Below are 26,753 nucleotides of genomic sequence, written 5' to 3' on the forward strand. Positions count from 1 at the left end.
GGCCCTGGTAGTCCCTCCCGTGATCGCACCTTTCCGGTTTCGAGCCTCCTCGCCCCGCCGGAAAATGGATCGCAGCCCTCACTTTCGATCCGCATTTCTGATCCAATCTGGTATTACCAATTTTGCATGCACGTCAAGCCCTTTCTTGGCAGCTTGACATGGCCATTGCCATGGGATTCCCGCTTTATCTGCCTGTTTTACCAAGATTTTCCTACTCAGTGATATGATTTGGTATTGTCCGATACCCCACCCAACGGCTAAGATCGGTAGTGTGCATGCCAATCTGGTCGAACCAGTTAGGCTCTATTTCATGACTGCCTTCGGATCGAGGCTGCCTCCTTCATCGACCGATTCCGCGACTGCCGCACGCACCAGCGCCCCGGCCGCCCACTGTGCGACCGCCCTCGTCCGGCGGCTGTCCAGCCCCCAGATATCCTTGAGCACGATCAGCACCTCGACGCCGAAGATCAGCGACAGCGCCTGCGCCAGCCGCTTGAAGTCGCGCGGCGGCAAACGGCCCTTGAGCGGCACGATCGCATCTTTCAGCAAGTCGATGCGATGGCCGCGCGTAAAGGCGGGCTCACCGCCCAGCGTGCCAGCCTGACGCCGCGCCCATTGATCGAGCGACAGCTTCAGTGCTGCCTTGAACGTGGCTTCGAAGGCCTCGATGCGCGGCATGGCCGTATCGAACAGCTCGGCGACCCGGCGCTCGGCATCGGCGGAGGTCGATTGCCAGGTGAGGATCGGCCCCAGCCCCTCGTCGACGACGGCCTGCACCAGTGCCGACTGGCTCGGGAAGTAACGATAGGCGGTGGCGCGGGAAACCTCGGCGGCCTCGGCGACCTCGCTGACCGAGGGTGTGACGCCCGCCTGCATCAGCCTTGTTGCCGTCTCCAGCATCAGCCGTTTCGTCCGCGCGCGCGGCCCACGTTCGGGCACTGGACCGGTTGCCCGTTCAGCGTCGTCGCTCGCAGCGGATTGTTGACGTGAGACATTCATGCCAATACGATACGCTCGTCTAAAAAATTTGCAATGGCGTCCGCATCGTCGAGTGGCCCGGGCAATGAGCGATGGAGGCGGCATCGCGCCTGCCAGGATTGGGGGAGCGCAATGAAGCGTATCTATGTGGTGGGTACCGCGGACACCAAGGGCGAGGAACTCGCCTTCCTGGCCGATGCGATCGCTGCTGCGGGCGCCCTCGTTAGCCGTGTCGATGTCGGAACGCGCGGCGCAACCATCCCCGTCGATATCAGCGCGAGGGAAATCGCCGACCATCATCCCGGCGGCCGTGACGCCGTGCTCGGCGGCAATGATCGTGGCGCCGCGGTCGCCGCGATGGGCATCGCCATCGCCCGCTTTGCCCAATCGCGCAACGACATCGCAGCCATGATCGGCATCGGCGGCGGTGGCGGCACATCGATCATCACGTCGGGCATGCGCGCCCTGCCACTCGGCTTGCCCAAGATCATGGTCTCGACGCTCGCCTCCGGCGATACCGCACCCTACGTCGATGTCTCCGACATCATCATGATGCCAGCGGTGACAGACATGGCCGGACTGAACCGGCTCTCCCGTGTCGTGCTGCATAATGCGGCTCAAGCCATATCAGGCATGGCGGCCAGACCGGCGCCGCCGCCAGACGGCCGGCCGTCGATCGGCCTCACCATGTTCGGCGTCACCACACCTTGCGTGACCGCCATCGCCGACCAGCTCCGTTCCAGATATGACTGCATGGTCTTCCACGCCACCGGCACAGGCGGCCGCAGCATGGAAAAGCTGGCCGACAGCGGCTTGCTGTCCGGCGTCGTAGACATCACCACGACCGAAGTCTGCGACCTGCTATTCGGCGGTGTGCTGCCCGCGACTGACGATCGTTTCGGCGCCATCGCTCGCACGGGGCTGCCCTATGTCGGCTCCGTCGGCGCGCTCGACATGGTGAACTTCTGGGCGCCTTCGACCATCCCGGAGCACTATCGCGATCGGCTGTTCTACGAACACAATCCCAATGTCACGCTGATGCGCACCACGGCGGACGAATGCCGTGCGATCGGCGAGTGGATCGGCACCAGGCTCGCCCGCTGCGGGGGGCCGGTGCATTTTCTCATCCCGGAAAAAGGCGTCTCGGCGCTCGACATCGAAGGCGGCGCCTTCTTCGACCCGGAAGCCGACACCGTTCTGTTCGATGCCATCGAGCGCACCATCAAGCCCAACAGCAAGCGCCGCGTGACGCGCCTGCCGCTGCACATCAACGATCCCGAATTCGCAAAGGCTGCAACATCAGCCTTCCTCGACATCGCCAGACAGTGAGAGATCTCAAAAAATGCCCGCCATACCGCGCAAGGACATATTGAAGAAATTCAGGGGAATGATCGACAAGGGCGTGCCGATCGTCGGTGGCGGCGCCGGCACCGGCCTGTCGGCGAAGGCCGAGGAAGCCGGCGGCATCGACCTCATCATCATCTACAATTCCGGCCGCTACCGCATGGCCGGGCGCGGCTCGGCCGCCGGCCTGCTCGCCTATGGCAATGCCAACGAGATCGTCAAGGAAATGGCCTATGAGGTGCTGCCGGTGGTCAGACACACGCCTGTGCTGGCCGGCGTCAACGGCACCGACCCGTTCGTCATCATGCCGCTGCTGTTGGCCGAGTTGAAGACCATGGGCTTTTCCGGCGTGCAGAACTTTCCCACCATCGGTCTGTTCGATGGAAGCATGCGGCAAAGCTTCGAGGAAACCGGCATGGGCTTCGGCCTCGAGGTCGACATGATCGCCGAGGCGCACAAGCTCGATCTCTTGACCACGCCCTATGTCTTCAACCCCGACGAGGCCCGCGCCATGACAAAAGCCGGCGCCGACATCGTCGTCGCCCATATGGGTGTGACGACAGGCGGCTCGATCGGCGCCACGTCAGCCAAGTCGCTCGACGACTGCGTTCAGGAGATCGACGCCATCGCCAATGCCGCGCGCTCGGTGCGCAAGGATGTCATCCTGCTTTGCCATGGCGGTCCGATTTCGATGCCCGACGACGCCGGTTACATCCTCTCCCATGCCAAGGGCCTGCACGGCTTCTATGGCGCAAGTTCGATGGAACGGCTGCCGGCGGAAGCTGCGATCGCCAGACAGACCGCTGATTTCAAATCGGTGACACTTGGTGGCCAGAAGATCACGAAGAAAAAGAAGGGATGAGATAGATGACCGACAAGAGCAAAATGTTTGTCTACCCGAAGGACGTCAGCGCCTTCGGCTTCGACTGGGGAAAATTGGCGCTGACCGTAGCGCCCGAGGTGAATGGCGCAACGCGCTTTTCCGGCGGCGTCGTCGACCTGCCCTCCGGCAAGGGCCATACCCGCCACAATCATCCGGGCGCCGAGGAAATCATCTTCGTCATATCAGGTCATGGCGAGCAGATGGTCGAGGACGAAAAGGGCAATCCGGTCGTGGCAAAAGTCGGCCCCGGCTGCACCATCTATGTCCCAGAAAGCCGCTTTCATTCGACGCTGAACACCGGCGATGGGCCGATGCAGCTGTTCGTCGTCTATTCGCCGGCCGGGCCTGAACTGGTTTTGCGCGAGCTGCCGGATTTCAGGCTGCTTCCGGCGGGGCAGTGATGAACTCGTTCTAGGGTAGCGCTGCCCCTCATTGTCCTGCCGGACATTTCTCCCCGTATAGTGACGGGGAGAAAGACGCAGTCATCGGCGCTTTCGCTAGTTTTCAACGCCGCAAATAGGTGCCGAGGGCGCGGCTGCCCTCTTCTCCCCGTCACTATACGGGGAGAAGGTGCCGGCAGGCGGATGAGGGGCAGCGCCAGCCTTGGGTTCTATAAAATCCCGCCCCTGTTCCATCCCCTGCCACGATCACCGAACATCACATAGCCGGTGTCGGTGACCGCCAGCGTGTCCTCCAGCTTGATGAAGCCGTGCGTCGGGTGGAGCATGGTCGTCTCCACCGACAGCACCATGTTCTTCTCCAGCGGCTTTGCCGCATAGGTGCCTTCATAGGTCACCGGGTGGTTGGTCATCAGGAACGGCGCCTCATGTGTGATCAACCCCATGCCATGGGCGAAGAAATCCGTGTAGGGCGCGACCTTCGAGGCCTTCAGCACGCCCTCGGCATGCGAAATCATGTCGCCGCCCAGCGTGCCCGCTTTGACTTTTGAGAAGGCCGCCTGCTGCACCGTCTCGACCTCGGCCAGCAAATCCTCGAGCTCGGCATCCGGTTCGCCCAGAATGCCCATGCGGCAGAGGTCGCCGATATAGCCATGATAATTGCCACCGGAATCGATCGACAGCACCTCGCCTTGCTTCCACGCCTGCGGTGAAGCGGCGCGGTTGTGGCTGGAGCCCAGCGTCAACAGGCAATATTCGAAATGAATGCCGCGATTGGTTTCCTCACGCCGCAGCTGTTCGATGATCTCGCCCTTGGTCGTGCCTTCGCGCGCCCAGGCAATGGTCGCCAGCATGGAATCGGTGATCAGTTCGGAGGCGGTGCGCAGCTTCTCCAGCTCCGCATCGGTCTTGATGGCGCGCATGCGCTCCAGCATATCGGTCGCATCGATCAGTCTGGCGTCCGGCAACGCCTTGCGGATCAGCGTATAGGCATCCGACGGCAGGAAGCCAGGCTCGATGCCGATGCGGGCGCCGGCCATGCCGATCTTCTGCAGGTGCTCGACGGCGAGGTTGGCGGCGTCGAGCGTGCCCCAGCAAGCGGCGTGCAGCGTCGGCGTCCAGAACGGGTTATTCTGGTGTTCGCCGCCTTCCATGCGGTTGCCGATATAGGCGGCATGATCCGGCCCGCCCTTTTCGTACACGACGATCGGCAGGTAGCGGCTGTGGCCGATCGCATCCATGGCGGCAAAGAAGATGAACTTGTAGCCGCCCAGCAGATATTGCGTGTTGTGCTTGGAGGTGGCGAGCAGCACATCGATGCCGGCCTCCTCCATCAGCCGGTCGACCCTTGCCTGGTCGAACGGGATATTGCCGACGGCATTATTGCCCGGAGCAATGTTCATCTCTCTCTCCCTGAATTGCCTGCAATCGCTGACTGTCTCAGTCCAGATCCCTTGGCTACGGTCAAATCTGCACCATTTTGCCCACTCTGGTCCAGCCAGAAATAGGAAAAACAGCACCGTTCGATGTCACCATGTCGTCTTCCGTCGCATATTCGATCAATCTGGTCTTACCAGATTGATCGAACTGAGCCACGCCCTCCAAACTGGTCCAGCGGACGAAAATTTCAAAGCCAAGCGAGGATGCGCCAATTCCGTCTCTGGCGAAACCCTCGGCAAAGCTCATAATTGCCGCCGCAAGGGATGCTGGCGGGCTTGCCGGCGTCCGAGGGGTATTGGCGCACCCGACCGGGTCGCGGAGAGGACGGAGTTCGATCATGTCAGGTTTCACGATTTCCAGACGCACGATGCTTGCCGGTTCGGCAATGCTGCTGGCCTCCACCGCAATGCCGGCACCGGGCTGGGCGCAGACGCCAAAGAAGGGCGGGCGGCTGGTGCTTGCCGCCGATTCCGAACCGCGCAACCTCAACCCGGCGATTGTCGCCTCCAACGGCGTGTTCTTCATCTCCAGCAAGATCGTCGAAACGCTGGCCGAAGCCTCCTTCGACGGCAAGGACGGGCTTGCACCACGGCTGGCGCTGAGCTGGGAAGGTGCCGCCGACGGGCTCTCGGCGACGTTCAAACTGCGCGACGGCGTCAAATGGCATGACGGCAAGCCGTTCACTTCGGCCGACGTCGCCTTTTCGGCGCTGCAGATCTGGAAGCCGCTGCAGAATCTCGGCCGCACTGTGTTCAAGGATCTGGCCAGCGTCGACACGCCCGACGATCTCACCGCCATCTTCAAATTCGCCAAGCCGACGCCGTTCCAGCTGATCCGCAACGCGCTGCCGGCGCTGAGCAGCGTGGTGCCGAAGCACATCTATGAGGTTGGGAAGATCGAGGACAACCCGGCCAACAACGCGCCCGTCGGCACCGGGCCGTTCAAATTCGGCGAGTACAAGGCCGGCCAATATTACCGGCTGACCAGGAACACCGACTACTGGGGCAAGGACGAGCCCTATCTCGACGAGATCATCTATCAGGTGCTCCCGGATCGCACGTCAGCGGCGAGCGCGCTGGAAGCCGAGGAGATCCAGCTCGCAGCCTTTTCCGCCGTGCCGCTGGCCGACCTCGACCGCATCTCGAAAGTGCCGGGCCTGAAGGTGATCTCCAAGGGTTACGAAGGGCTGACCTATCAGCTTGTCGTCGAGATCAACCATCGCCGCAAGGAACTGGCCGACCTGAAAGTACGCCAAGCGATCGCGCACGCCATCGACAAGGATTTCGTCATCAAGACGGTGTTCCTCGGCTATGCCGCCACGGCCACCGGTCCGGTGCCGAAGAACGATCCGCAATTCTACACCGCCGACGTGCCGACCTATGTCTTCGACGTCGCCAAGGCCAACGCGCTGCTCGACGAGGCCGGCTACAAGAAAGGTCCGGACGGCAAGCGCTTCACGCTAAAACTGCTGCCTGCGCCCTATTTCAACGAGACCAAGCAGTTCGGCGACTATCTGCGCCAGGCGCTCGCCGCCATCGGCATCGACGCCCAACTGGTCAACAACGACTCGGCCGCGCACATCAAGGCGGTCTACACCGACCACGCCTTCGACCTCGCGGTCGGCCCGCCGGTGTTCCGCGGCGACCCGGCGATCTCGACCACCATCCTGGTGCAGAGCGGCATTCCGGACGGCGTACCGTTCTCCAACCAGGGCGGCTACAAGAACGACGCACTCGATGCGCTCATCGCCAAGGCATCGGAGACGCTCGACACCACTGCCCGCACCGACCTCTACAAGGAATTCCAGAAGGAGGTGGCCACCGACCTGCCACTGATCAACGTCGCCGAATGGAGTTTTATCAGCGTCGCGCGCGACACTGTCGGCAACATCGCCAACAACCCGCGCTGGGCGGTGTCGAACTGGGCGGACACGTATTTGGAATCGTGACAGAATTGCGCGGATGAGAGTTCGCGAGAAAAGGGGAATTTGGCCGAAGGCCGAGTTCCTTCACACCCCCCTCTGTCCTACCGGACATCTCCCCCGCAAGGGGGGAGATCGGCTATTTGTCCGCCCCGCCAATTATGCAACCTCGAAAATTGGCGAAGCCGTCGGTGACATCCAATCTCCCCCCTTGCGGGGGAGATGTCCGGCAGGACAGAGGGGGGTGCCCAGACACCGCACCTCTCACGATCAGGCCGGCGTCCTTTTCCCATGACCCGCACCCTCACCCTCATCCGCCGTCGCCTGGTCGGCAGTATCTTCGTGCTGCTGATCGTCGTCGTCGGCACCTTCCTGCTGCTCGAAGCTGCCCCCGGCGACGCGGTCGACGCCTATATCGTCTCGACCGGCGGCGACGCCGGCATGATCGAGCTGTTGCGTCATCGCTGGGGTCTCGACCAGTCGGAACTGACGCGGCTGGCCAATTACCTCTGGGCGCTGTTGCATCTCGATCTCGGGCAGTCGGTGACCTTCTCCCGGCCGATCCGTGATGTGATCCTCGAACGCCTGCCCAACACGCTGCTTTTGATGGTCAGCGCCACCGCGCTTTCCTTCGGGCTCGGCTCGGCACTCGGTATCTATGCCGGTGCGCGGCCAGGCAGTTTCCGTGATCGCTTCCTGTCGATCGGCTCACTGGCGCTCTATGCCGTGCCGGGTTTCTGGCTCGGACTGGTGCTGATCGTCGTCTTTGCCGTCGACCTGCGCTGGCTGCCGATCGGCGGCATCGAAACCCTGGCCTCCGACAAAACCGGCCTTGATCGCGCCGCCGACATCGCTGTCCATCTTATCCTGCCCGTTTCCGCCCTCGGCTTCATTTATCTGGCGCTCTATCTGCGCATGATGCGCGCCGGCATGGCCGAGGTCTGGCGGCAGGATTTCGTCCTGGCCGCCCGCGCCAAGGGGCTATCCCGCCGCCGCATCGTGCTCGCCCACGTCGCCCGCAACGCATTGCTGCCGCTGGTCACCATGCTCGGCCTGCAGTCGGCGCAGATGCTCGGCGGCAGCGTCGTCATCGAGAGCGTCTTTTCCGTGCCCGGCCTCGGCCGGCTGGCGCAGGAGGCGGTCGCCTCCCGCGATACGCCGCTTCTGCTCGGCATTATCCTCACCAGCGCCGTCCTGGTCATTGTCATCAATTTGCTCGTCGACATCGCCTACGCCTTCCTCGATCCGCGCGTAGGCGCCAGCGAGGCCGGTGGGTGAGCCCGCTCCGCCGCTTTCTGCGCACGCCCGAGGCGGTCGCCGGCGCCATCCTCCTGGCGGCGCTGATCGCCATGGCGCTGTCGGCGTCGCTGCTGTTCCCCGGCGACCCGCAAGCGATTGCCGGGCCGGCGCTGCTGCCGCCGTTTCAGGACTGGTCGCTGCCGCTCGGCACCGACCGGCTTGGCCGCGACGTGCTGGCCGAGCTTTTTCATGGCGCCCGCACATCGCTGGCTGTCGGGCTTGCGGCCGCGGTCGCCGCCCTTGTCGTCGGCGCCGTGGTCGGCACATTGGCCGGCTTTGCCGGCGGCCTCGTTGACGAGGTGCTGATGCGCATCACCGACGCCTTTCAGACCGTGCCGAGCTTCCTGCTGGCGCTGGCCTTCGTCAGCGTCGTCGGACCGTCACTCGGCATCGTCGTGATTGCCATCGCGCTCGGCACCTGGACGGGGCCTGCCAGAGTGGCCCGCGCGGAAGTCCTCTCCATTCGCGAACGCGATTATGTCGCCGGGGCCAGGGTCATCGGCATGCACCCGCTGGCGATCACCTTTCGCGAGGTGCTGCCCAATGCCTTGCCGCCGGTGCTGGCGATGTCGTCGGTGATCGTCGCCGCCGCAATCCTCACCGAAGCGGCGTTGTCGTTCCTCGGCCTGGGCGACCCCAACCGGGTCACCTGGGGCGGCATGATCGCCGAAGGCCGCGCCGTCCTGCGCACCGCACCCTTCCTGTCGATCGTCCCAGGCATAGCGCTGGTGCTGACCGTGCTCGGCGTCTATCTCGCCGGTGAAGGCATCGTCGAGACGACGGCGGTCAGGAGAGGCCTGTCGTGACCGCGCTGGCTTCGATCCGCGACCTGACGGTGATCTACCGCCGCGACGGCAGCGAGGTGACGGCGCTGAAGGGTGTCAGCCTCGATATAGAGGCTGGCGAGCGCTCGGCTATCATAGGCGAAAGCGGCTCGGGCAAGAGCACTCTGGCGTTGGCGATTGCGGGGCTGTTGCCGGTCTCGTCCAGGGTTGAGGGGCATATCGATTGGTTCTTGCAACCATCGCCAATCTTGGGTGCCAAGGCACCCCCCTCTGTCCTGCCGGACATCTCCCCCGCAAGGGGGGAGATTGCGCTCTCACCTCTGCCTTCGCCAATCACCAATGTCGCGGAAGGGGAGCGGTCGGCGAAGCTGCTGATCTCCCCCCTTGCGGGGGAGATGTCCGGCAGGACAGAGGGGGGTGTGACGGAACGCCAGCCCTTCAGATCCGAGCCCCGCAAAATCCCCCTCCTCGGCCGCGACATCGGCTTCGTCTTCCAGGACCCCTCCGCCAGCCTCGATCCTGTGATGACCATCGGCAAGCAAATCGCCGAAGTTGCCCACACGCATCTCGGCCTCGATTGGTCACAAGCATACGCGAAAGCCAAAAGCCTGCTCGAGCGCGTCCGCCTGCCGGACCCGGACTCAGCCTTGCGCGCCTTCCCACATCAGCTTTCCGGCGGCCAGAAGCAGCGTGTGGCGATCGCCGCCGCCATTGCGGCCGGTCCGAAATTGCTGATCGCCGACGAAGCGACCAGCGCACTCGATACCATCGTGCAGGCCGAGATCGTCGCCTTGATCAGACGCCTGGTGAACGAGGACGGCATGACGCTGCTGTTCATCAGCCATGACATCGCGCTGGCGGCCGAGCTTGCCGAGCGCATCGCCGTTTTCCGTCATGGCCAGTTGGTCGAGCTTGGCATGACGGCGCAGATTGTCGGCGCCCCGGCCCAGCCCTATACGCGTGCATTGCTCGACGCCCATATAGGCCTCGACACCAGGCCGTTGCTGAACCGAGCCAGGCTCCACGCATGAGCCTGCTGGCGGTGTCCAACCTCACCAAGCGCTACCGTCGCGGCGGCAAGACCATCGCTGCCGTCGACGATGTCTCCTTTCACATCGACCCCGGTGAGACACTTGCGGTGGCCGGACCTTCCGGCAGCGGCAAGTCGACGATCGCGCGGTTGGTGCTGCGATTGATCGAGCCGGACGACGGACGCATCGAATTCGAAAGCGACGATTTCCGGGCCTTGAGCGGCGCCGCGCTGCGAGCACGCCGCGCACGCCTGCAAATGGTGTTCCAGGACCCATTGGCCGCCTTCAATCCGCGCGCCACGGTGGCGCGTGTGCTCGACGATCCCTTGCGCATCCATGGCATCGCCTCCCGCGCCGAGCGCCCGCGCCGCATCGCCGCCTTGCTGGAGCGCGTCGGGCTGACGGCTAATCTCGCCCCACGCGCCATCCACGAGATCTCCGGCGGCCAGCGGCAACGCGTCGCCATTGCCCGCGCCATCGCCACGAAGCCGTCGCTGATCGTGCTCGACGAGGCGGTGTCGGCGCTCGACGTCTCCGTGCGCGGGGAGATCCTCGAGCTTTTGCTCGACCTGCAACGCCAGGAAAAGATCGCCTATCTCTTCATTTCGCATGATCTCGGCGTCATCAGGTCGGTCGCCCACCGCGTCATCCTTCTCGACGCCGGCCGAATTGCCGAGAACGGCGATGCCTGTGCCATCATCGACGCGCCGCAATCAGCCATCGGCAAGGCGCTGGTGGCGGCCGCGCCAAGATTGAGCCGGGCCGGACCATGATCCCGAAAAGTGGGATCGCAGGCATGACAGCCCAGCATTTGCTTTGCCCGAGGCACCGAGACGGGACGGCGTCGTCACCGATAACCTACCGGGGCGTCGTCGTCCGCGAAATCTTGATGCGGCTGGCGTCGGCCGGCCTCGATTGAGGCTCGGCCGCCACCACCCGTTCGCTCAATAGCCGACGGTGAAGCGCTGCCTGATGTGGGCCGGCTTCTCGATCTCGTCGACCATGACAATCGCGTAGTCCTCGAAGGAAATGCTGCTCCCCTTGTCGGAGGCGAGAAGCGTGTCCTTGCCGAGGCGGAATTTGCCGGTGCGCTCGCCAGGCACGAACATGGCGGATGGCGACAGGAACGTCCAATCGAGGTCGCTGACCGTCTTCAATCTGTCCAGGAAGTCGGCGCCCTTCTGCGCTTCTGCCTTGTAGATCGCCGGGAAGTCGGGGCTATCGACCAGCCGCTTGCCCGGTGCGACTTCGAGACTGCCGGCGCCGCCGACGACGAGATAGCGCTTCACGCCGGAGGCGCGCACCGCCTCGATCAGCGTATCGGCATCGCTGTCCAGGAAATGCACGGAGCTGATCACCGCGTCATGGCCGCGGATCAGGTCCGCGAGACCTTGTCTGTCGAAGACATCGCCCTTCCTCGCCGTCACGCCCGGAAGCACGACGATCTTTTCCGGGTTGCGCGCAATGCCGGTGACGGTGTGGCCGCGATCGGAGAGTTCCCTGAGAAGGCGCGAACCGACAGCGCCCGATGCACCAATGAGAGCGACTTTTGCCATGTCTGTTTCCTTGTTTCTTGGGGGTCTGGAGGCTGGGATCACGCCGCCGCGATATGGGCGACGAGATTGTCGAAGCTGCCGAACAGTGCGTTCGAACCGATGAGCCGGGGCGCATCGTTGCGGATGACCGCCAGCGAAGGCACACCATCGGCATGCAGGCGCTGGAACAGCGCACGGCCACGGCCAACCAGATCGCGGTGAGCCATCAGCAATGTTTCAGTCGACGCCTTGAGCATTTCGGCGGCGTCCGCCATGCCGGCGGCGGCGAGCACCTCGGCCACACCGCCGATCGTCACGACATCGCGTCCTTCCACATAGCGCGCATGCTGCATCGTCTTCAGCGCGGCAAGCCGGCGGCTGGGATCTTCCAAGCCGGCGGCAGTGATACCGAGTGTGGCGGCATGCGAATCGAGCAGGGTGCCACGGAGATTGAGGACATTGTGCCGGTAGGCCGGGGTGAACGCTTGTCCGGTCAGGCGCTCGATGCGCTGGTCGTTCGCCCAGGCATGCGCCGCAAAACCTTCATCCATCGGCCGCGCGCCGGCGCCGGTAAACAGGCCGGTCGGCAGCAGTTCGACGCGCACGCCGGTGGCCGGCAACCGGTCGAGCATCGGGGTGGCGCCATAGCACCAGCCGCAGAGCGGATCGAAAAGATAGGTCACTTCTGAATTGCTCATAGTCGCTGCCATTCCTGCCCGGCCACCGGACTCATCGAGGCCGTCGCTCATATGTGGCAGACGGCGGCCTTGCGATAAATGGCGCCCAATTATACAAACTGTCTGATCTGATCATACAAAGGGCAGCCAGCTTGGCCGAACTTCTGAACCTCAATCGGCTGGCTTATTTCACCACGGTGATGGAAACCGGATCGTTCACTGCCGCGGCCGACCGGCTTGGCGTCGCCAAGGCCGTGGTCAGCCATCAGATCGGCAAGCTCGAAGAGGAGCTGGGCGCAACGCTGCTGCAGCGCACGACCCGGCGTGTCACGCCGACCGAAGAGGGTCGCCTCTTTTATGACCGCGCGATGATCATCCTGCGCGAAGCGGAGGCGGCCTATGGCGAAATCTCGCGCGGAGCCGTCGAACCGAGCGGAACGCTGAGGCTGACGGCGCCACTCGACTACGGCACCAAGATGGTGGCTCCGGTCATGGCGGCCTATCTCAGAACCTACCCGCATATGCGCGTCGAGGCGATCTTCGACGACGCCGTCAGCAATCTGGTGGACGAGCAGATCGATCTCGGCATCCGCGTCGGCTGGCTCACCGATTCCTCGAACCAGGCGCGGCGCCTGGGGACGATCCGGCAGATCGTGGTGGCGAGCCCTGGCTTCGCGGCGAGCCTGCCGCCCGACGTGACGCCGCGCCAGGCAAGATCGCTGGCCTGGGTCGGCAACACCCAGTTGCGCGGCATCGGCCAATGGCTGTTTTCCAGGGACGGCGAAACGGTGCTGACCGAACTCAATCCGGTCATCATGTGCGACAAGAGCCCCGCCGCCCTGGCTTGTGTGCTCGTCGGCATCGGGCTCGGCGTCTTTCCAGACTACAGCGTCAGCGACGATATCGGCGAGGGCCGGCTGGTGCCGGTGTTTGCCGACTGGAGCCTGCCGTCAGGCGGCATCCACGCGGTCTTTCCGCCGGCCCGGTTCCGGCCCGCCAAGGTGCGCACCTTCGTCGATCTGCTCGCGGCGGCCGAGAGACGGCGATCGCGCGGTGTTGCCGCGGCTTGAAGCCGATGGCAGTCAGCGGGCCTCTTGCAGGATCATCTCGGCTGCCTTTTCCGCGATCATGACGACCGGCGAGTTGGTGTTGCCCGAGACGATCGTCGGCATGATCGAGGCATCGACCACGCGCAGCCCGCCAAGCCCGTGAACACGCAGGGCCTCGTCGACCACCGCCATCGTATCCGAACCCATCTTGCAGGTGCCGACGGGGTGGAAAATCGTCGTGCCGATATCGCCGGCCTTGCGGATGAGCTCTTCGTCGCTGTCATACTGCGTGCCGGGCAACATCTCTTCCGGCGCAAAGCGCGCCACCGCCCGGGCCTTCATCAGGCTGCGGACATGGCGCAACGACGCGACGGCCACGCTGCGGTCCCCCTCGGTGGAAAGATAGTTCGGGCGGATCTTCGCCGCCTCCCGCGCATCGGCTGAACCCATGTGCACGCTGCCCCGGCTTTCGGGGCGCAGATTGCAGACCGAGACGGTGACCGCGGGAAAGCGATGCAGCGGCTCGCCCAGACGGTCGGTGCTCAGCGGCTGCACGTGATATTCGAGATCGGGCGTTGCGAGGCGTGGATCGCTCCTGGCGAAGATGCCGAGCTGGCTCGGCGCCATCGACAGTGGCCCGCTGCGCTTGAGCGCGTATTCCAGCCCCATCGACGCACGGCTGACCAGATTGTGGTAGCGCTGGTTGAGCGTGGCGGTGTTGGCGACCTTGAAGACGGTGCGAATCTGCAAATGGTCCTGCAGGTTTTCTCCAACGCCCGGCAAGGCATGACGAACATCCACGCCGATGCTCGAAAGCAGGTCGGGGCGGCCCACCCCCGACAGTTCGAGCAGCTTCGGCGAGTTGATGGCACCGGCCGCAAGGATCGTCTGTCCAGCGCGGACCTGGTGCAGGCGGCCGCCCTGGCGGAAAACCAGTCCGGTGACGCGCCGGCTGTCGAATTCGAGCCGTTCGGTCTCCGCGCCGAGCACCACGCGCAGGTTCTTGCGCCCCGCTATACCGCGCAAAAACGCCTTCGACGTGTTCCAGCGCACGCCCTTCCTTTGGTTGACCTCGAAATAACCCGAGCCTTCATTGGTGCCGGTGTTGAAGTCTTCGGTGCGCGGAATGCCGAGTTCCTCGGCAGCGTCCCGGAAGGCGTCGAGGATCGGCCACGACAGCCGCTGCCGTTCGACCCGCCACTCGCCGCCGCTGCCGTGCATGGCGCCCTTGCCGCCGTGATAGTCTTCCGATTTGAGGAAATAAGGCAGGACATCGTCCCAGCCCCAGCCGGCATTGCCGGCCTGCCGCCAACCATCATAGTCGGCAGCCTGGCCTCGCATGTAGATCATGCCGTTGATCGATGAACAGCCGCCGAGCACCTTGCCGCGCGGATAGTTGAGGCTGCGTCCATTGAGACCGGCTTCCGGCTCGGTCTTCATCATCCAGTCGGTACGCGGGTTGCCCATGCAGAAGAGGTAGCCGATCGGGATATCGACCCAGTGATAGCGGTCGCTGCCCCCGGCCTCGAGCAGCAGCACATTGTTGCGCGGATCGGCCGAAAGCCGGTTGGCAAGCACACAGCCGGCGGAGCCGGCCCCGACGATGACGTAGTCGTAACTGCCGAACGGGGACGGTGGAGCTTCGGTCACGTGCGCGCCTGCTGTCCGGCGATGCGGTCCCACATCGGGGTCATCGCCTGGTTGATCTCGCCGTACAGTCGATACCGCCGTGCATACGCGTCGGCAACCGCCTCGTCAGGCACAAAGCGTCGAGCGGCTGCAGTCATGGCGGCGGCCCCGGCACTATAGTCCGCGAAAATGCCGACGCCGGTGCCCGCAGCGATCGCCGCTCCCAGCGCGCCGGTTTCGCGGCTGCGCGCCACGGTAACGGGCACGCCGAGGACATCGGCGAATATCTGCGGCCAGACGCTGCTGCGCGAGCCGCCGCCGGACAGCACCACCTGGTCGAAATCGGCGCCCGCTTTGTGCAAGGTCTCGACATGGCGCTTGTGCTCGAAGGCGACGCCCTCGAACAGCGCACGAAGCAGATGTGCTCGGCTGTGCCAGCCGGCGATGCCGTAGAAGCCGGCGCGCGCATGGCCATTCTGCTGCGAGCCGTACAGGAAGGGATGATAGATCGGGATGTCACTGTTGGGATCGACTGACGCCACCAGTTCGCTGCACAATTCGAACGGCGACTTGCCGGCTTCGCCGCCATGTTCGAGGAATTCGCGAACGATCCATTCGAGATTGGCGGCCGAGGTGGCACTGGATTCGATCGCCAGATAGCGCTGGCGATCGAAAGTCGACAGCATGAAGATCGAAGGGTCGCGGATCGGTTCGTCGGTGATGACCTGGTTGATGCTCCAGGTTCCGGCGATGACCGAGGCGGCACCGGTTCTGGTCACGCCCGAACCGACCGCGCTGGCGACGACATCGAACAGCCCGGCGACGACCGGCGTGCCGATGCGCAGTCCAGTCAGGGCCGCCACCTCCGCGCTGACATGGCCGGCAATGTCGGCCGATTCCAGCACTGGCGGCAGCAGGTCCATGCAATCGCCTAGCCCATAGGCGGCAAGCAGGTCCGGCTCGTAGCGGCGATCCCGCATCTGCAGCAGACCGCAGCCCGACATATCTGAAGTATCGCTGCTGCGCGCACCTGTCAGGCGGTTGACGACAAAATCCTTGCACAGGAACACAGTTCCGATGTTGGCGAACAAAGCCGGCGAGAAGCGCTTGAGCCAGGCAAGCAGGGTCGGTGTCTGCGCCGCCCACGGCCGTTGCAGGCAATGTGCATAGGTGCGGTCGCCGACATTCTCTTTTGCCCATTCGGCAACGATGCCGACCGCGCGTGTGTCGAGCGACTGGATGCCGATCAACGGCGCACCATCGCGATCGAGCGCGTAGAGCCCGTTGCCATGACCGGCGCAGCCGATGGCAACGATCTCGCCGGCGTCGATACCGGCTTCAGCAATGCATTGGCCGATGACCGAAACCGCGTTGCGCCAGAGTTCGTCGAGGTCGCGTTCGACATGTCCGGGCTTTGGCATGGACGAGCGGCCGTCACGGGCGGCGAATGCCAGCTCGCGGCCGGACAAGTCGAAGAGGATGGCCTTGATGACGGTGTTGCCGGCATCGAGGCCGAGGATGTAGCTTGCCATTGGCGCCTCCCGAGGCCGCAGCCTATGCCTGGTTGTACAGATCCCAGGCCACGCCGCCATCGGCATCGTCATGAATGATCGCCATCAGCCCGCGCACGACGGCGCTCGGATTGGCATGCTGGTAGATGTTGCGGCCATAGACCATGCCAAGCGCACCCTGTGCCATCAAGGCAGTCGACTTGTCGAACACGGCACGCAGATCCTCCTTGCCGCCGCCGCGCACCAGCACCGGGCAGCGCGCCGCCTCGACGACGCGGTGGAAGTCGTTGGGATCGGTGGTCGGATCGGCCTTGACGATATCGGCACCCATCTCGCGGGCAAGCCGGGTCAAGGTGACGATCTTTTCGGCATCGCCGTCGACCATGTAGCCGCCATGCTCTGCGACCGGCAGCATGGCCAGCGGCTCGATCATCAGCGGCAGACCGTATTTCTCGCAATCCGCGCGCACGCGGGCGATGTTCTGCACGCATTGCCGGAACAGGTCCGGCTCGTCGGGCAGCATGAACAGATTGACCACGACGCAAGCCGCATCCATCTCGATGGCGCCAAGCAAGGGCTCGGCTTCGTTCTGCAGCACCGCCCACATCGCCCGGTGGCGTATCCTGTTATAGGGATTGCCCATGTCGATGCGCATCACCAGCGCCGGCTTGTCCTTGCCAGGCACGGCCTGCAGCAGGTCGGCCTGGCCGTAGTTCATCTGGATAGCGTCGGGGCCGGCCTTGACCAGTTGGTTGACGACGCTGGCCATGTCTTCCAGCCCGGCAAGGAAACTCGGCTCGTTGCAGACGCCGTGATCGATGGCGACGTCGAGACAGCGGCCGCCGCCGAACAGACGGTTCATGCGGACTTTCTTGTTTACGCGCATAGGGCGCTCCTTTGATGCGTCTGGAGATCGATGCCGTGCCGGTAGGCCAGCAAGGTGAGGAAGGTCGAGCGCTCGGTGGCGGCCTCGCTGGCGCTCCAGCCCTTGTGCGCCGCCAGCATGTCGAGAACGGCATTGACGAGGTCGAAGCTGAGACCGCCCGAAATGGCGATGGTGGTGCGGCGCAGGAACAGGTCGGCGAGGCACTCGACCTGCTCGCGCTCGATGATGCGCCCTATCTCGCTTGCCGAATAGTCCGACCGCGGCAGCATCTGTTCGCCCGCCGGGTGCGAAACGAAATCCCTGGCCGACGTGCCATAGCGTTGCAGAAGTGTGTGCGCGCGCTCGACCGGCAGGCCATGCTCGGCAGCGAATGATGCGCACCAGACCTGCGGGTCGGCCGGAAAACCACGGCCGCCACCGATGGCCATGTCCTGCGTGCCCTGGCTGCGCGCGAGGCCGAGCCGCTTCAGCGCCATGTCGGCGGCCAGCGCTCCAAACGAACGGAAGGTGGTCCACTTGCCGCCGATCATGCACAACGTCGCCGGCAGATGCCCGCTTGCTTCCACGAACTCGCAAAAGTGATCTCGCGGTATGCGGCTCGTAAAACTGTCCTCGCTGGCCGGCAAAGGACGCACGCCGGCGAAGCGGAACACAATCTGGTCGTCGGCAACCTTGATCGAGGGAAAGACGAAGGCGAGAGACTGCAGGATGTAGCGCATTTCGTCCGCCTCGCAACGGACCTTGTCCGGATCATCGACCCGGATGTCGGTCGAGCCGATCAGCACCTTGCCTAGATAGGGAAACAGGATGCAGATGCGTCCGTCCTCGTTCTCGTAATAGACCATGTGGCCGCCGAGCGCGTCGAACAGTTCGCTGTTGTCGACGATCAGATGCGAGCCCTTGGTGCCACCCATCATAGTCTGCGCCGTTGCCCCGATGGCCTTGTTGGTCAGGTCGATCCAGCCGCCGCTGGCGTTGATGACCAGTTGCGGCCGCACCGGCAACTTTTCGCCGGTCAGCGTGTCGGTGATGACAAGGCCGTCGCCGGTCGACGACGCCTGAGCGTAGTTCAGGGCGCGGGCGTTCGCCGCGCTCGCCGTGGCGTCCAGCAGCATCTCCAGACCGAGGCGTTCTGGCCGGCTCACCCAGGCGTCGTAGTAGGTCGCCGAATTGCGGATCGCCGGATTGATCGCCGGCCATGTCTTCAGGGTTTCGGCGCGGCCCCTGAACCTGTGCGTCGGCATCAAACGCCGTGCGGCGGTGAAAAGGTCATACATGGCCAGCCCGGCCTTGATGACCAGCGCCCCGCGCCGGCTGGGCCGCCGCGTCAGCCCCAGGAAACGCACCGCACCGTTGGCGAGACCGGAGAAAATGTCGAAGATCGGCACCGTCGTCGGCAACGGGGCGACATAGTGCGGCGCATTCCTCAGCAGCCGGTCGCGTTCGAGCAGCGATTCGCGCACCAGTTTGAACTCGCCGTTTTCGAGGTAGCGCAGGCCGCCATGCACCATGCGCGACAGGGCGGCACTGGCGCCGCTGCAATAATCGCCTTTTTCCGCCAGTACGACATCGACGCCTTGCAGCGCCAGTTCGCGAAAGACGCTGATGCCGTTGATGCCGCCACCGATGACGAGCACGGCGATATCAGGCCGGTCGCGCAGACCAGCGATTGTATGGCTACGGTTCATCGGGGCTGTTGCCTTTTTTGCTCAGGCATCCATCGCGGTGAGATGCGCGGCTGCCGCGGCGTCGATTGCCGCAAGCTCGCTTGCGGCAAGCGTGATCTCGCCGGCCCGTGCATTGTCGAGCGCCTGTTCAGGATTGCGCGCGCCGCACAGGGCGAAGGTGATGCCCGGCTGGGCGAGCGTCCAGGCGATGACGATCTGCGCCATCGACGCCTGATGGCTCTCGGCGATCGGGGCGATGGCCTCTTTCAGCTTTGCCACCTTCTGACGGTTGGCCGTGGAAAAGCGTGGGTTGTCCTTGCGTTGGTCGTCGCCGCCGAATGTGCGCGCTGGGTCGACCGTGCCGGTGAGCAGCCCCAGCGCCAGCGACGAATAGCTGAGCGTGGCGATGTCATGGCGGCGAGTGATCGGCAGCAGGCTGCCTTCGATCTCGCGATCGATCATCGAATAGCGCTCCTGGATCGCATCGAGCTGGCCGGCATCGATATAGTGGCCAAGATCCTCGGCGCTGATGTTGCTGGCGCCAATGGCGCGGATTTTGCCGGCCGCCTTGAGCTTTTCCAATACCGCCATCGTCTCGGCGATCGGCGTCGTCGGGTCCTGCCAATGGGTGATGTAGAGGTCGATATGATCGGTGCCGAGACGCCGCAGGCTCTGCTCGACCTCATAAACAATGCCGTCGGCGCCGAGATAGCGATGCACAGGCTTGTCGTCCTGATCGAAGAAATGGCCGCCCTTGCCGGAATGCCAGTTCAACCCGCATTTGGTCGCGATCACCACTCTGTCACGCTTGCCCTTGATGGCGGTGCCGACGATCGCCTCGCTGCGGCCCAGACCGTAGGCCGGCGCTGTGTCGATCAGGCTGAGGCCGGCATCGATCGAGGCTTCGATCGCCTTGACCGACTCCTTCTCGTCGGTGCCGCCCCACATCCATCCGCCAATCGCCCAGGTGCCCAGGCCTACAGCCGACGCCGATATGCCGGATTTGCCGATCTGCCGCTGGATCTGTCGAGAATTCATGCTGCCTCCTGTTCGGCCAGTTCGAGGATCTGGAGCCCCGTGGCCTCGTCCGTGACGATGGTGTCGAGATGGTTGCCGCGCAGGGCGGCGAGGATCGGCGCGACCTTGCTGGGGCCGCTTGCAATGCCGATCGAGCGCGGGATGGTCGCGAACTCGTCCAGCGTCAACGAGACCAGCGAACGGTTGAGCGAATAATTGCAGAGCTTGCCCTGGCGGTCGATGAGATGGGCGAGCAGCTCGCCTGTCGCCCCGGACTTTTCGATCGCCTGGCGATCGGCATTCGAGGATGGATGCAGGTCGTAGTAGCTGGAATCGTCGGTCAGGATGGAGCCGACACCCACCACCGCGACATCGGCCTCGCGCGCCTTGCGAAACACGTCTGCGACGGAGCTGATGCCCATCAGCATCTCGCGCTGCTGCGCGGTATCGGCAAACAGCGGCGCATGGATCTGGTAGGCGCGGCCGCCGAGCTTGTCGGCCATCAGCGAGGCGACGTGGTTGACGTCGGTGTAGTGCTTGCCTTGGACCAGCCCGGTGGCGGGAATGATTTCGACGTCGTAGCGGCGCCCCGGCTTGAGACCGGCGACCAGCGCGCTGACACCCTTGCCGCCGGTGATCGAAATCGTGTCGCCATCCTTGATGGTGTCGAGCAGCAGCCCAGCCGCCGCCTCGCCGACGCGCTGCAGGGCCGTGTGTGGGTTGTCGGAGACCGACGGAACCACCATCGCCCGCTCGATGCCGCCCAGCGCCACCAGCCGCGCTTCCAGGTCGACCAGATGGTCGATCGGTGACTTGATCTTGATCTCGACGAGGCCGAGCTGGTGGCCGCGCTTGATGAGCCGGTTGACGGTGGCGTGCGAGATGCCGAGTTCCCCGGCGATCTCGGCCTGGGTCTTTCCTTCGATATAATGCAGGACAAGCGCCTGGTGCATCTGACGAACAGCGGCGATGTCGTCGCGGGTTTTGGGAGGGGCCATGGCCTTGTTCGGTGCCTTTAGAGTTCAGGACTTCTTGCGATGCAGGAAGTGATCGATCGACACCGCCGCCAGCAGGATGCATCCCTTGATCATGTCCTGCCAATAGACCGAGACGTCGAGCAGGATAAGCGAGCTCGTCACCACCGAGAGCAGCGCCATGCCGAGGATTGCCCCGAAGATGGTGCCCGAGCCGCCATTCAGCGAGGCGCCGCCGATGACGGCCGCGGCGATGATGTTGAGCTCCATGCCGGCGCCGAAGGTCGGCGTCGCCGCGCCAAAGCGCGCCATGTAGATGACACCGGCCAGTCCAGCGAGGGTCGAGCACAGCACCGTGACCCAGAACTTCACCTGATTGGTCCTGATGCCGGAGAACTGCGCGGCCTTCTCGTTGGAGCCGGTGTAGAAAACCTTTCGGAAGGCCGTGGCGCGGCGCAGCAGGAAGTCGAAGATCGCCACCACGACGACGAAGATCAAGATGACATAGGGGATGTTGTTGAAACTGCCCTGGCCGATGGCCTTGAAGGCCGGCGGCAGGGTGAACAGCGACAGCGGCGTGCCCTTGGTGACGACCAGGCACATGCCGCGCACGATGACCATGGCGGCCAGCGACGTGATGAAATGATTGAGGCCTATCACCGTGACGAAGAAGCCCATGGCCGCGCCGATCAGCGCGCTGACGCCGATGCCGATCAGGCTTGCCGTCCAGGGATCGAGGCCGGCGAGGAACAGCGCACCCGAGACCACCATCGAGAAACACACGACCGAGCCGACGGACAGGTCGATGCCGCCGACGATGAGCAGGATGGTCATGCCAACGACCACGATCCCTTCGATGGAGAAGCTCATCAGCATGGCGCGGAAATTGCCCCATGTCAGGAAGTGCGGCGAGGCGAAGCTCATGGCGATGCACAGCGCCAGGATGATGACGATCAGTCCGGCCTCGCGCATCGAGGCGAGCTGAGCGAAATTGATGCGCCGCCCGGCGGCCTTGATCTCGGCGTGCACGAGCGCTTCTCCTGATTGCCTAGGCGACATTCTGGGCCTGCCTTTGATTTGAACTATCCTGAACGCCAGAGGCGAGCATGATGATGGCTTCCTCGCCGAGCTCGTCGGCGGTGAGTTCGCCGGCGATCCTGCCTTCGCGCACCACGAGAACGCGGTCGCACAAGCCAATCAGCTCCGGCAGTTCCGACGAGATGACGATGACGCCGACACCGCTGCCGGCAAGATGGCGCAGCAGCCGGTGGATCTCGACCTTGGCGCCGACATCGATCCCGCGCGTCGGCTCGTCCATGATAATGACCTTGGGATCGACAGACAGCTGCCTGGCGATGGCGACCTTCTGCTGGTTGCCGCCGCTCAGCGTCGAGACAGCGGCCTCGATGCCGGCCATGCGCACGCCGAGCCTGCCGGTCAGCTCCTTCGCCTGACGATCCTCGGCCTTGCGATCGAGCAAGCCGAGTGGCCCGGTGAGCCGGCCGAGGTCGAGCGCGGAAATGTTCGCGTCGATCGGCAGATCGACGAACACGCCGGAACCTTTGCGGTCCTCGGAAAGGTAGACCAGCCCCGCCTTGACCGCATCGCCATAACCGCGCAACCGCAGCTGCTTTCCGTCGAGCGCGACGGTTCCTGCCGTCATTGGCCTGAGACCACAGACCGTTTGCGCGATCTCGCTGCGACCGGCGCCGATCAGGCCGCCAATGCCCAGGATTTCGCCGGCGCGAAGCTGCAGATCGACGTCGGCGAAGCGGCGGCCATCGGAAAGCCTCTCGACCGACAGGAGCAGGCGCCCGGGCTCTTGCGGCGCCAGCTTGTCGGGATAGAGCTGGGTGATTTCGCGGCCGACCATCTTGCGTACGACATCGTCCGGTGAGACGGCTGCGATCGGATCGGTCGCCACGTAGCGACCATCGCGGAAGACGGTGACGCGGTCGCACAGCGAGAAGATCTCGGCCATGCGGTGGCTGATATAGACCACCGAAATGCCACGTTCCTTGAGCCCGCGCACGATCGAGAACAGGCGCTGCGCTTCGCTTTCGGTCAGCGCCGCGGTCGGCTCATCAAGCATCAGCACCTTGCAGTCGAGCGTCAGCGCCTTGGCGATCTCGACAAGCTGCTGGTTGGAAATGGAGAGGTCGGCGACCCTGGTGCGCACCGGAATGGGCGCGAGCAGGTCCATGACCTTCTGGGCGTCGGCGTAGAGCTTTTGGAAATTCATCAGCGGCGCGCGCCGGCTGTTGATCGCGGCCATGTAGATGTTTTCGGCAACGGTGACGTCCTGACAGAGCGCGATTTCCTGGTGAACAAGCGCAATGCCGAGGCGTTGGGCGGTCGCGGGCGAGTGGATCGAAACACGCTCACCATCGATCAGGATATCGCCCTCGTCGGGCTGCAATACACCGGCGATCATGTTCATCAGCGTCGACTTGCCGGCGCCGTTCTCTCCGCACAGTGCATGGATTTCGCCGCGCCGCAGCTCGAACCGTACGTCGCTCAGCGCCTTGACCGGGCCGAACGCCTTGGACAGGCCACGGATTTCAAGAATGGGCGCCTGGGTCACGCCGTGCTCCTGCGATGAACCTGAGGGGGAGGAAGGAGGCCGAAGCCTCCTTCCCGGCTGGTCCGGCCTTGCCGAGGCCGGGGCGGCGAGATCGAGACTATTCCTCGATGCCCTTGGTGCCGCGGCGCTTGAGGTACTTGTCCCAGTAGAAGTCGTCCGCATTGTCCTTGGAGACGATGGAGAAGCCATTGTCGACGAAGGGCACGCTCATCGGGTTGAAACCCGAACGCTTGGCGTCGTTCATCGGATCGATCAGGCCGGGATGCTTGGCCATCCACAACAGCATGAAGCCCATATAGCCCTGCATGCCCTGGTTTGGATTGACCGAGCCGAAGATCTCGCCGGCCTTGATCATGTCGAGGATCTTGGCATTAACGTCGGCGAGCATGACGCGGATCTTGCCACCGCCTTCCTTGGCGGCCTGGGCAGCGCCGATGGCCGAGTTGGCCTCCGGCATGAACACGGCGCCAAGATCAGGATGCGCCTGCGCCAGGCTCAGAACCGCCTGATAGGCCTTGGTCGGGTCCTGGTTCGAGGCGGCGCGGCCGACGAGCTTCATGTCAGGCCATTTGGCTTCCATGCGGGCGACGAAGGCGTTGACGCGCTTGTCGTGGTTGTCCTGGCCGGGATTCTCCAGCACGGCATATTCGCCCTTGCCGTCCATCGCCTTGGCAACGGCGTCGGCGGCATAGGTGCCTTCGGCGTTGTTGTCGGAGGTGATGTAGGAGACGCGCTTGGAATTCGGCGAGTCGGCGGCGAAGGTCACCACCGCGGTGCCCTGCTCGATGGCGCGGTTGATCGGCTCGATGAACGGATCGGAATTCATCGGGTGTACCAGTATGCCGGCAGGCTTCTGCGCCAGCGCCTGGTCGAAGGTCGCGATCTGCTTGTTGACGTCGTATTCGGGTGTACCCGTATATGCGGTTTCGCAACCGAACTGCTGGCCGGCCTGCTTGAACATTTCATAGACCGGGAACCAGTATTCAACGCCCGAGACCATGACGTTCATGACGTATTTTTCACCCGGCTCGCATTTGAACGGGTTGGGGGTTTCGGCGCGTACCTGCATCGACCCAAAGCAGGTCGATGCAGCCGCCGCGATTGCGAGCGTGCTCAGAAATTTGCGCAAGTTTCCTCCCTTGGCCGAAGCCATCCTCAATGACCGTCGCAGGCGCTCAGCGAGCGCTGCCGTATGGATTTGATGATGCCGACCTTCCTCCGAAAGCCGACGATCGGGACATTACAGCCTCAGCGCATGCTGTCAATATAATTCACATATTGAAATATATTTCACGACCTACTTCCGAGTGTCGGGAAGCGCGAGCGGCATCGAGCCATGCCGCGGGGGCTGGAGACTTCCCGCAGTTTTGGCTACGGACAGTAGCGGATCGTGGCAATGGTGAGCGCGCCTTACATCGCTCAGTTCCCGATCACCTGTTTTGATGCAGGATCGTCTCGGCGGCGATGAAGCCCCATGTCAGATTGGGACCCAGCGTCGTGCCGGCTCCCACGGCGCGCGTGCCGATGGGGTTGGCCATGGCAAGCCCTGCCGCATAGAGGCCGGGGATGATGGAACCGTCCGGCCTCAACACCTGCGCGCGCTCATTGGTGCGGGCGCCGCCCTTGGTGCCAAGGATCGAGCGATTGATCGTCATGCCGATGTAAGGCCCCTTGTCGATCGGCTTCAGCCGGTCGGGGCCATGCGCCTTGTATGCCTCCCAGCCGTTCTCACCGCGGTGGAAATCCGTATCGTGTCCTTTTGCGCAAAAGCTGTTCCAGCGCGCGATCGTCTCCTCGAGCGCGGCTGCTGGCAATCCGAGCTTGGCGGCAAGGCCAGCGATCGTGTCGGCCTTCTTGACCCATTCGCGCTCGTAGGAGGCATACCAGCGGAAAGGCAGCGACGTTTTGAGGAAACGATGATCGCCGACGAGATAGCAAGGCAGATGGATGGGGGCGCCATCTGGCCCGCGCGCATCGATCGCCTCGCCGATGTTGAAGGCGTTTTCGCTGACAAATCGCTTTCCGTGGCGATCGACCACGATCGAATGCGGTTCGGCCTGGAAGGTCATCGGCAAACCGTGTGATTTTCCCTGGTAGCGCGTCGGCAGGCAGGGATAGACGTTCGCCTGGTCCATGCGGTCCAGCTGCGCGCCGACGGAAGCCGCAAGCTTCTGGCCGTCGCCCTCATTGCCGCGCGGACTGCCAATCCGGTCGAACGCGCCGGGGAAGTGGCGTTCGCGCATCTCGGCGTCCCATTCGAAACCGCCCGTGGCGATCACAACGCCGCGGCGCGCGACGATCTTCGTGCGTCGGCCTTTGCTCTCCACTTCCGCGCCGGCGATGCGCGAGTCCGGGTCCTGAAGCAGCGTGACGGCGCGCGTTCCCGGTTGAAATGTGACGCCCGCATCGAGGCAGCCCTTGATGAGCCCGGTCATCAGGGCCGTGCCCTGGCCGCCGGAATTCGTCAGCCACCGCCATAGAAGCTTCGGCCACACCTTGAACCCGGCGCGGATGGGATGGTGATAAAGATCGAGGTCGACGATCTCCTGATACGTGAAGCTGTGCGGCAGTGTGGAGCGGCGCAAGCTCCGTGCGAACTTGCCAAGGATGCGGCGGCTGAGCGGCCTCGGCGAGAGCATGCGGCCGTAAAGCTTGCCGCCTGGCGCTTCGGCAAAGGGGTCCGGCTCGTTGATCAGGCGAAAATCGAGCGGCGTGTTGACGGACAGGAAGCGCAGCATGTCCGGCGCTGCCTTGGCGAACGCGCCCCAGAGCGCATCTTCCTTCTGCTCCCACCCTTCGGGCGCGACCGCACGCAGATAGGCAAGCGCGTCCTCGCGGCTGTCGGCGATGCCGGCTTCGGCCGCGACATGGTTGGCGGGTATCCAGACCCCGGCCCCGGACATGGCCGAGGTACCGCCCAGCCATTCGCTCTTTTCGATGACGAGCACCTTGAGACCACCCTTGGCGGCCCGCAGCGCCGCCGAGCAGGCCGCGGATCCCGAACCGATCACCAGAACGTCATACTCGCCCATCGGCATTCCCCTGCCACCGCCACCGCAGCACTATAGAGGCAGGAAATTTAATCTGTCTACTATTGTGTCGACACTTTTTGCGCTGTAATCTCTCCTGGTCAGCAACGCGCGCC

24 protein-coding genes are annotated in these 26,753 nt (G+C 64.0%); 9 read left to right on the forward strand and 15 right to left on the reverse strand.

Going from position 1 to position 26,753, the window contains the following annotated elements; all coding sequences use genetic code 11:
- Positions 1-303 precede the first annotated feature (303 nt).
- Positions 304-999, reverse strand: a complete 696-nt coding sequence (locus NKH52_RS04210; protein WP_352728040.1) for a TetR/AcrR family transcriptional regulator — start codon at positions 997-999, stop codon at positions 304-306.
- Between the two features lie 111 nt (positions 1,000-1,110).
- On the opposite strand from NKH52_RS04210, the gene NKH52_RS04215 reads away from it, so the two are divergent.
- The 3 genes from NKH52_RS04215 to NKH52_RS04225 are packed head-to-tail and all read left to right on the forward strand — an operon-like array spanning position 1,111 to position 3,606.
- A complete protein-coding gene (locus NKH52_RS04215; protein ID WP_352728039.1) occupies positions 1,111-2,307 on the forward strand; it encodes a Tm-1-like ATP-binding domain-containing protein in 1,197 nt (398 codons plus the stop codon).
- 13 nt (positions 2,308-2,320) lie between these two features.
- On the forward strand, positions 2,321-3,184 hold the full coding sequence (locus tag NKH52_RS04220; protein ID WP_352728037.1) for a phosphoenolpyruvate hydrolase family protein: 864 nt from the start codon (positions 2,321-2,323) through the stop codon (positions 3,182-3,184).
- Between the two features lie 5 nt (positions 3,185-3,189).
- On the forward strand, positions 3,190-3,606 hold the full coding sequence (locus NKH52_RS04225; RefSeq protein ID WP_352728035.1) for a cupin domain-containing protein: 417 nt from the start codon (positions 3,190-3,192) through the stop codon (positions 3,604-3,606).
- 209 nt (positions 3,607-3,815) lie between these two features.
- On the opposite strand, the gene NKH52_RS04230 is transcribed toward NKH52_RS04225, so the two are convergent.
- Both NKH52_RS04230 and NKH52_RS04235 read right to left on the reverse strand, forming a co-directional pair.
- The gene (locus NKH52_RS04230) at positions 3,816-5,006 is read right to left on the reverse strand and encodes a M24 family metallopeptidase (protein ID WP_352728033.1); all 1,191 of its coding nucleotides are present in this window, start codon (positions 5,004-5,006) and stop codon (positions 3,816-3,818) included.
- Between the two features lie 61 nt (positions 5,007-5,067).
- The gene (locus tag NKH52_RS04235; protein ID WP_352629592.1) at positions 5,068-5,382 is read right to left on the reverse strand and encodes a hypothetical protein; all 315 of its coding nucleotides are present in this window, start codon (positions 5,380-5,382) and stop codon (positions 5,068-5,070) included.
- Between NKH52_RS04235 and NKH52_RS04240 the strand changes: the two genes are divergently transcribed.
- From NKH52_RS04240 to NKH52_RS04260, 5 genes are all read left to right on the forward strand, one after another.
- Positions 5,381-6,991, forward strand: a complete 1,611-nt coding sequence (locus tag NKH52_RS04240) for an ABC transporter substrate-binding protein (RefSeq protein ID WP_352728031.1) — start codon at positions 5,381-5,383, stop codon at positions 6,989-6,991. The genes NKH52_RS04235 and NKH52_RS04240 overlap by 2 nt on opposite strands.
- A gap of 264 nt (positions 6,992-7,255) precedes the next feature.
- Positions 7,256-8,242 (forward strand): ABC transporter permease, encoded by a 987-nt coding sequence (locus NKH52_RS04245; RefSeq protein WP_352728029.1) that lies wholly within the window; start codon positions 7,256-7,258, stop codon positions 8,240-8,242.
- On the forward strand, positions 8,239-9,069 hold the full coding sequence (locus tag NKH52_RS04250; protein ID WP_352728027.1) for an ABC transporter permease: 831 nt from the start codon (positions 8,239-8,241) through the stop codon (positions 9,067-9,069). Before NKH52_RS04245 ends, NKH52_RS04250 begins: the two co-directional genes overlap by 4 nt.
- Entirely contained in the window at positions 9,066-10,079 is a 1,014-nt protein-coding gene (locus NKH52_RS04255) for an ABC transporter ATP-binding protein (RefSeq protein ID WP_352728025.1), read from the forward strand. The genes NKH52_RS04250 and NKH52_RS04255 overlap by 4 nt, the downstream gene beginning before the upstream one ends.
- The gene (locus NKH52_RS04260; RefSeq protein ID WP_352728023.1) at positions 10,076-10,852 is read left to right on the forward strand and encodes an ABC transporter ATP-binding protein; all 777 of its coding nucleotides are present in this window, start codon (positions 10,076-10,078) and stop codon (positions 10,850-10,852) included. Before NKH52_RS04255 ends, NKH52_RS04260 begins: the two co-directional genes overlap by 4 nt.
- A 171-nt stretch (positions 10,853-11,023) precedes the next feature.
- On the opposite strand, the gene NKH52_RS04265 is transcribed toward NKH52_RS04260, so the two are convergent.
- Positions 11,024-11,635 carry an NAD(P)-dependent oxidoreductase gene (locus NKH52_RS04265; RefSeq protein WP_352728021.1) on the reverse strand — a complete coding sequence of 204 codons (612 nt, stop codon included), beginning with the start codon at positions 11,633-11,635 and terminating at the stop codon, positions 11,024-11,026.
- Between the two features lie 38 nt (positions 11,636-11,673).
- Entirely contained in the window at positions 11,674-12,312 is a 639-nt protein-coding gene (locus tag NKH52_RS04270) for a DsbA family protein (RefSeq protein ID WP_352728020.1), read from the reverse strand.
- 131 nt (positions 12,313-12,443) lie between these two features.
- Here NKH52_RS04270 and NKH52_RS04275 point away from each other — a divergent pair, with 131 nt between their 5' ends.
- Entirely contained in the window at positions 12,444-13,361 is a 918-nt protein-coding gene (locus NKH52_RS04275) for a LysR family transcriptional regulator (protein ID WP_352728018.1), read from the forward strand.
- A gap of 12 nt (positions 13,362-13,373) precedes the next feature.
- Here NKH52_RS04275 and NKH52_RS04280 read toward each other — a convergent pair whose 3' ends face one another.
- From NKH52_RS04280 to NKH52_RS04325, 10 genes are all read right to left on the reverse strand, one after another.
- Positions 13,374-14,990: a GMC family oxidoreductase gene (locus tag NKH52_RS04280; RefSeq protein ID WP_352728016.1), complete on the reverse strand. Its 1,617-nt coding sequence runs from the start codon at positions 14,988-14,990 to the stop codon at positions 13,374-13,376.
- Positions 14,987-16,501, reverse strand: coding sequence for an FGGY-family carbohydrate kinase (locus NKH52_RS04285; protein WP_352728014.1), 1,515 nt, complete (start codon positions 16,499-16,501; stop codon positions 14,987-14,989). Before NKH52_RS04285 ends, NKH52_RS04280 begins: the two co-directional genes overlap by 4 nt.
- 22 nt (positions 16,502-16,523) lie before the next feature.
- Positions 16,524-17,366, reverse strand: coding sequence for a class I fructose-bisphosphate aldolase (locus NKH52_RS04290; protein WP_352728012.1), 843 nt, complete (start codon positions 17,364-17,366; stop codon positions 16,524-16,526).
- Entirely contained in the window at positions 17,357-19,054 is a 1,698-nt protein-coding gene (locus tag NKH52_RS04295) for a glycerol-3-phosphate dehydrogenase/oxidase (RefSeq protein ID WP_352728010.1), read from the reverse strand. The genes NKH52_RS04290 and NKH52_RS04295 overlap by 10 nt, the downstream gene beginning before the upstream one ends.
- 21 nt (positions 19,055-19,075) lie before the next feature.
- Positions 19,076-20,071, reverse strand: coding sequence for an aldo/keto reductase (locus NKH52_RS04300; protein WP_352728008.1), 996 nt, complete (start codon positions 20,069-20,071; stop codon positions 19,076-19,078).
- On the reverse strand, positions 20,068-21,048 hold the full coding sequence (locus tag NKH52_RS04305) for a sugar-binding transcriptional regulator (RefSeq protein WP_352728006.1): 981 nt from the start codon (positions 21,046-21,048) through the stop codon (positions 20,068-20,070). Before NKH52_RS04305 ends, NKH52_RS04300 begins: the two co-directional genes overlap by 4 nt.
- A 24-nt stretch (positions 21,049-21,072) precedes the next feature.
- Entirely contained in the window at positions 21,073-21,996 is a 924-nt protein-coding gene (locus tag NKH52_RS04310) for an ABC transporter permease (protein WP_245270382.1), read from the reverse strand.
- Between the two features lie 76 nt (positions 21,997-22,072).
- Positions 22,073-23,608, reverse strand: coding sequence for a sugar ABC transporter ATP-binding protein (locus tag NKH52_RS04315; protein WP_352728004.1), 1,536 nt, complete (start codon positions 23,606-23,608; stop codon positions 22,073-22,075).
- A 97-nt stretch (positions 23,609-23,705) separates the two neighbouring features.
- The gene (locus tag NKH52_RS04320; RefSeq protein ID WP_013529471.1) at positions 23,706-24,737 is read right to left on the reverse strand and encodes a substrate-binding domain-containing protein; all 1,032 of its coding nucleotides are present in this window, start codon (positions 24,735-24,737) and stop codon (positions 23,706-23,708) included.
- A gap of 301 nt (positions 24,738-25,038) precedes the next feature.
- Positions 25,039-26,640, reverse strand: a complete 1,602-nt coding sequence (locus NKH52_RS04325) for an FAD-dependent oxidoreductase (protein WP_352728002.1) — start codon at positions 26,638-26,640, stop codon at positions 25,039-25,041.
- Positions 26,641-26,753: the final 113 nt, after the last annotated feature.

Source organism: Mesorhizobium sp. M1066, assembly GCF_040318635.1.
GTDB lineage: Bacteria > Pseudomonadota > Alphaproteobacteria > Rhizobiales > Rhizobiaceae > Mesorhizobium.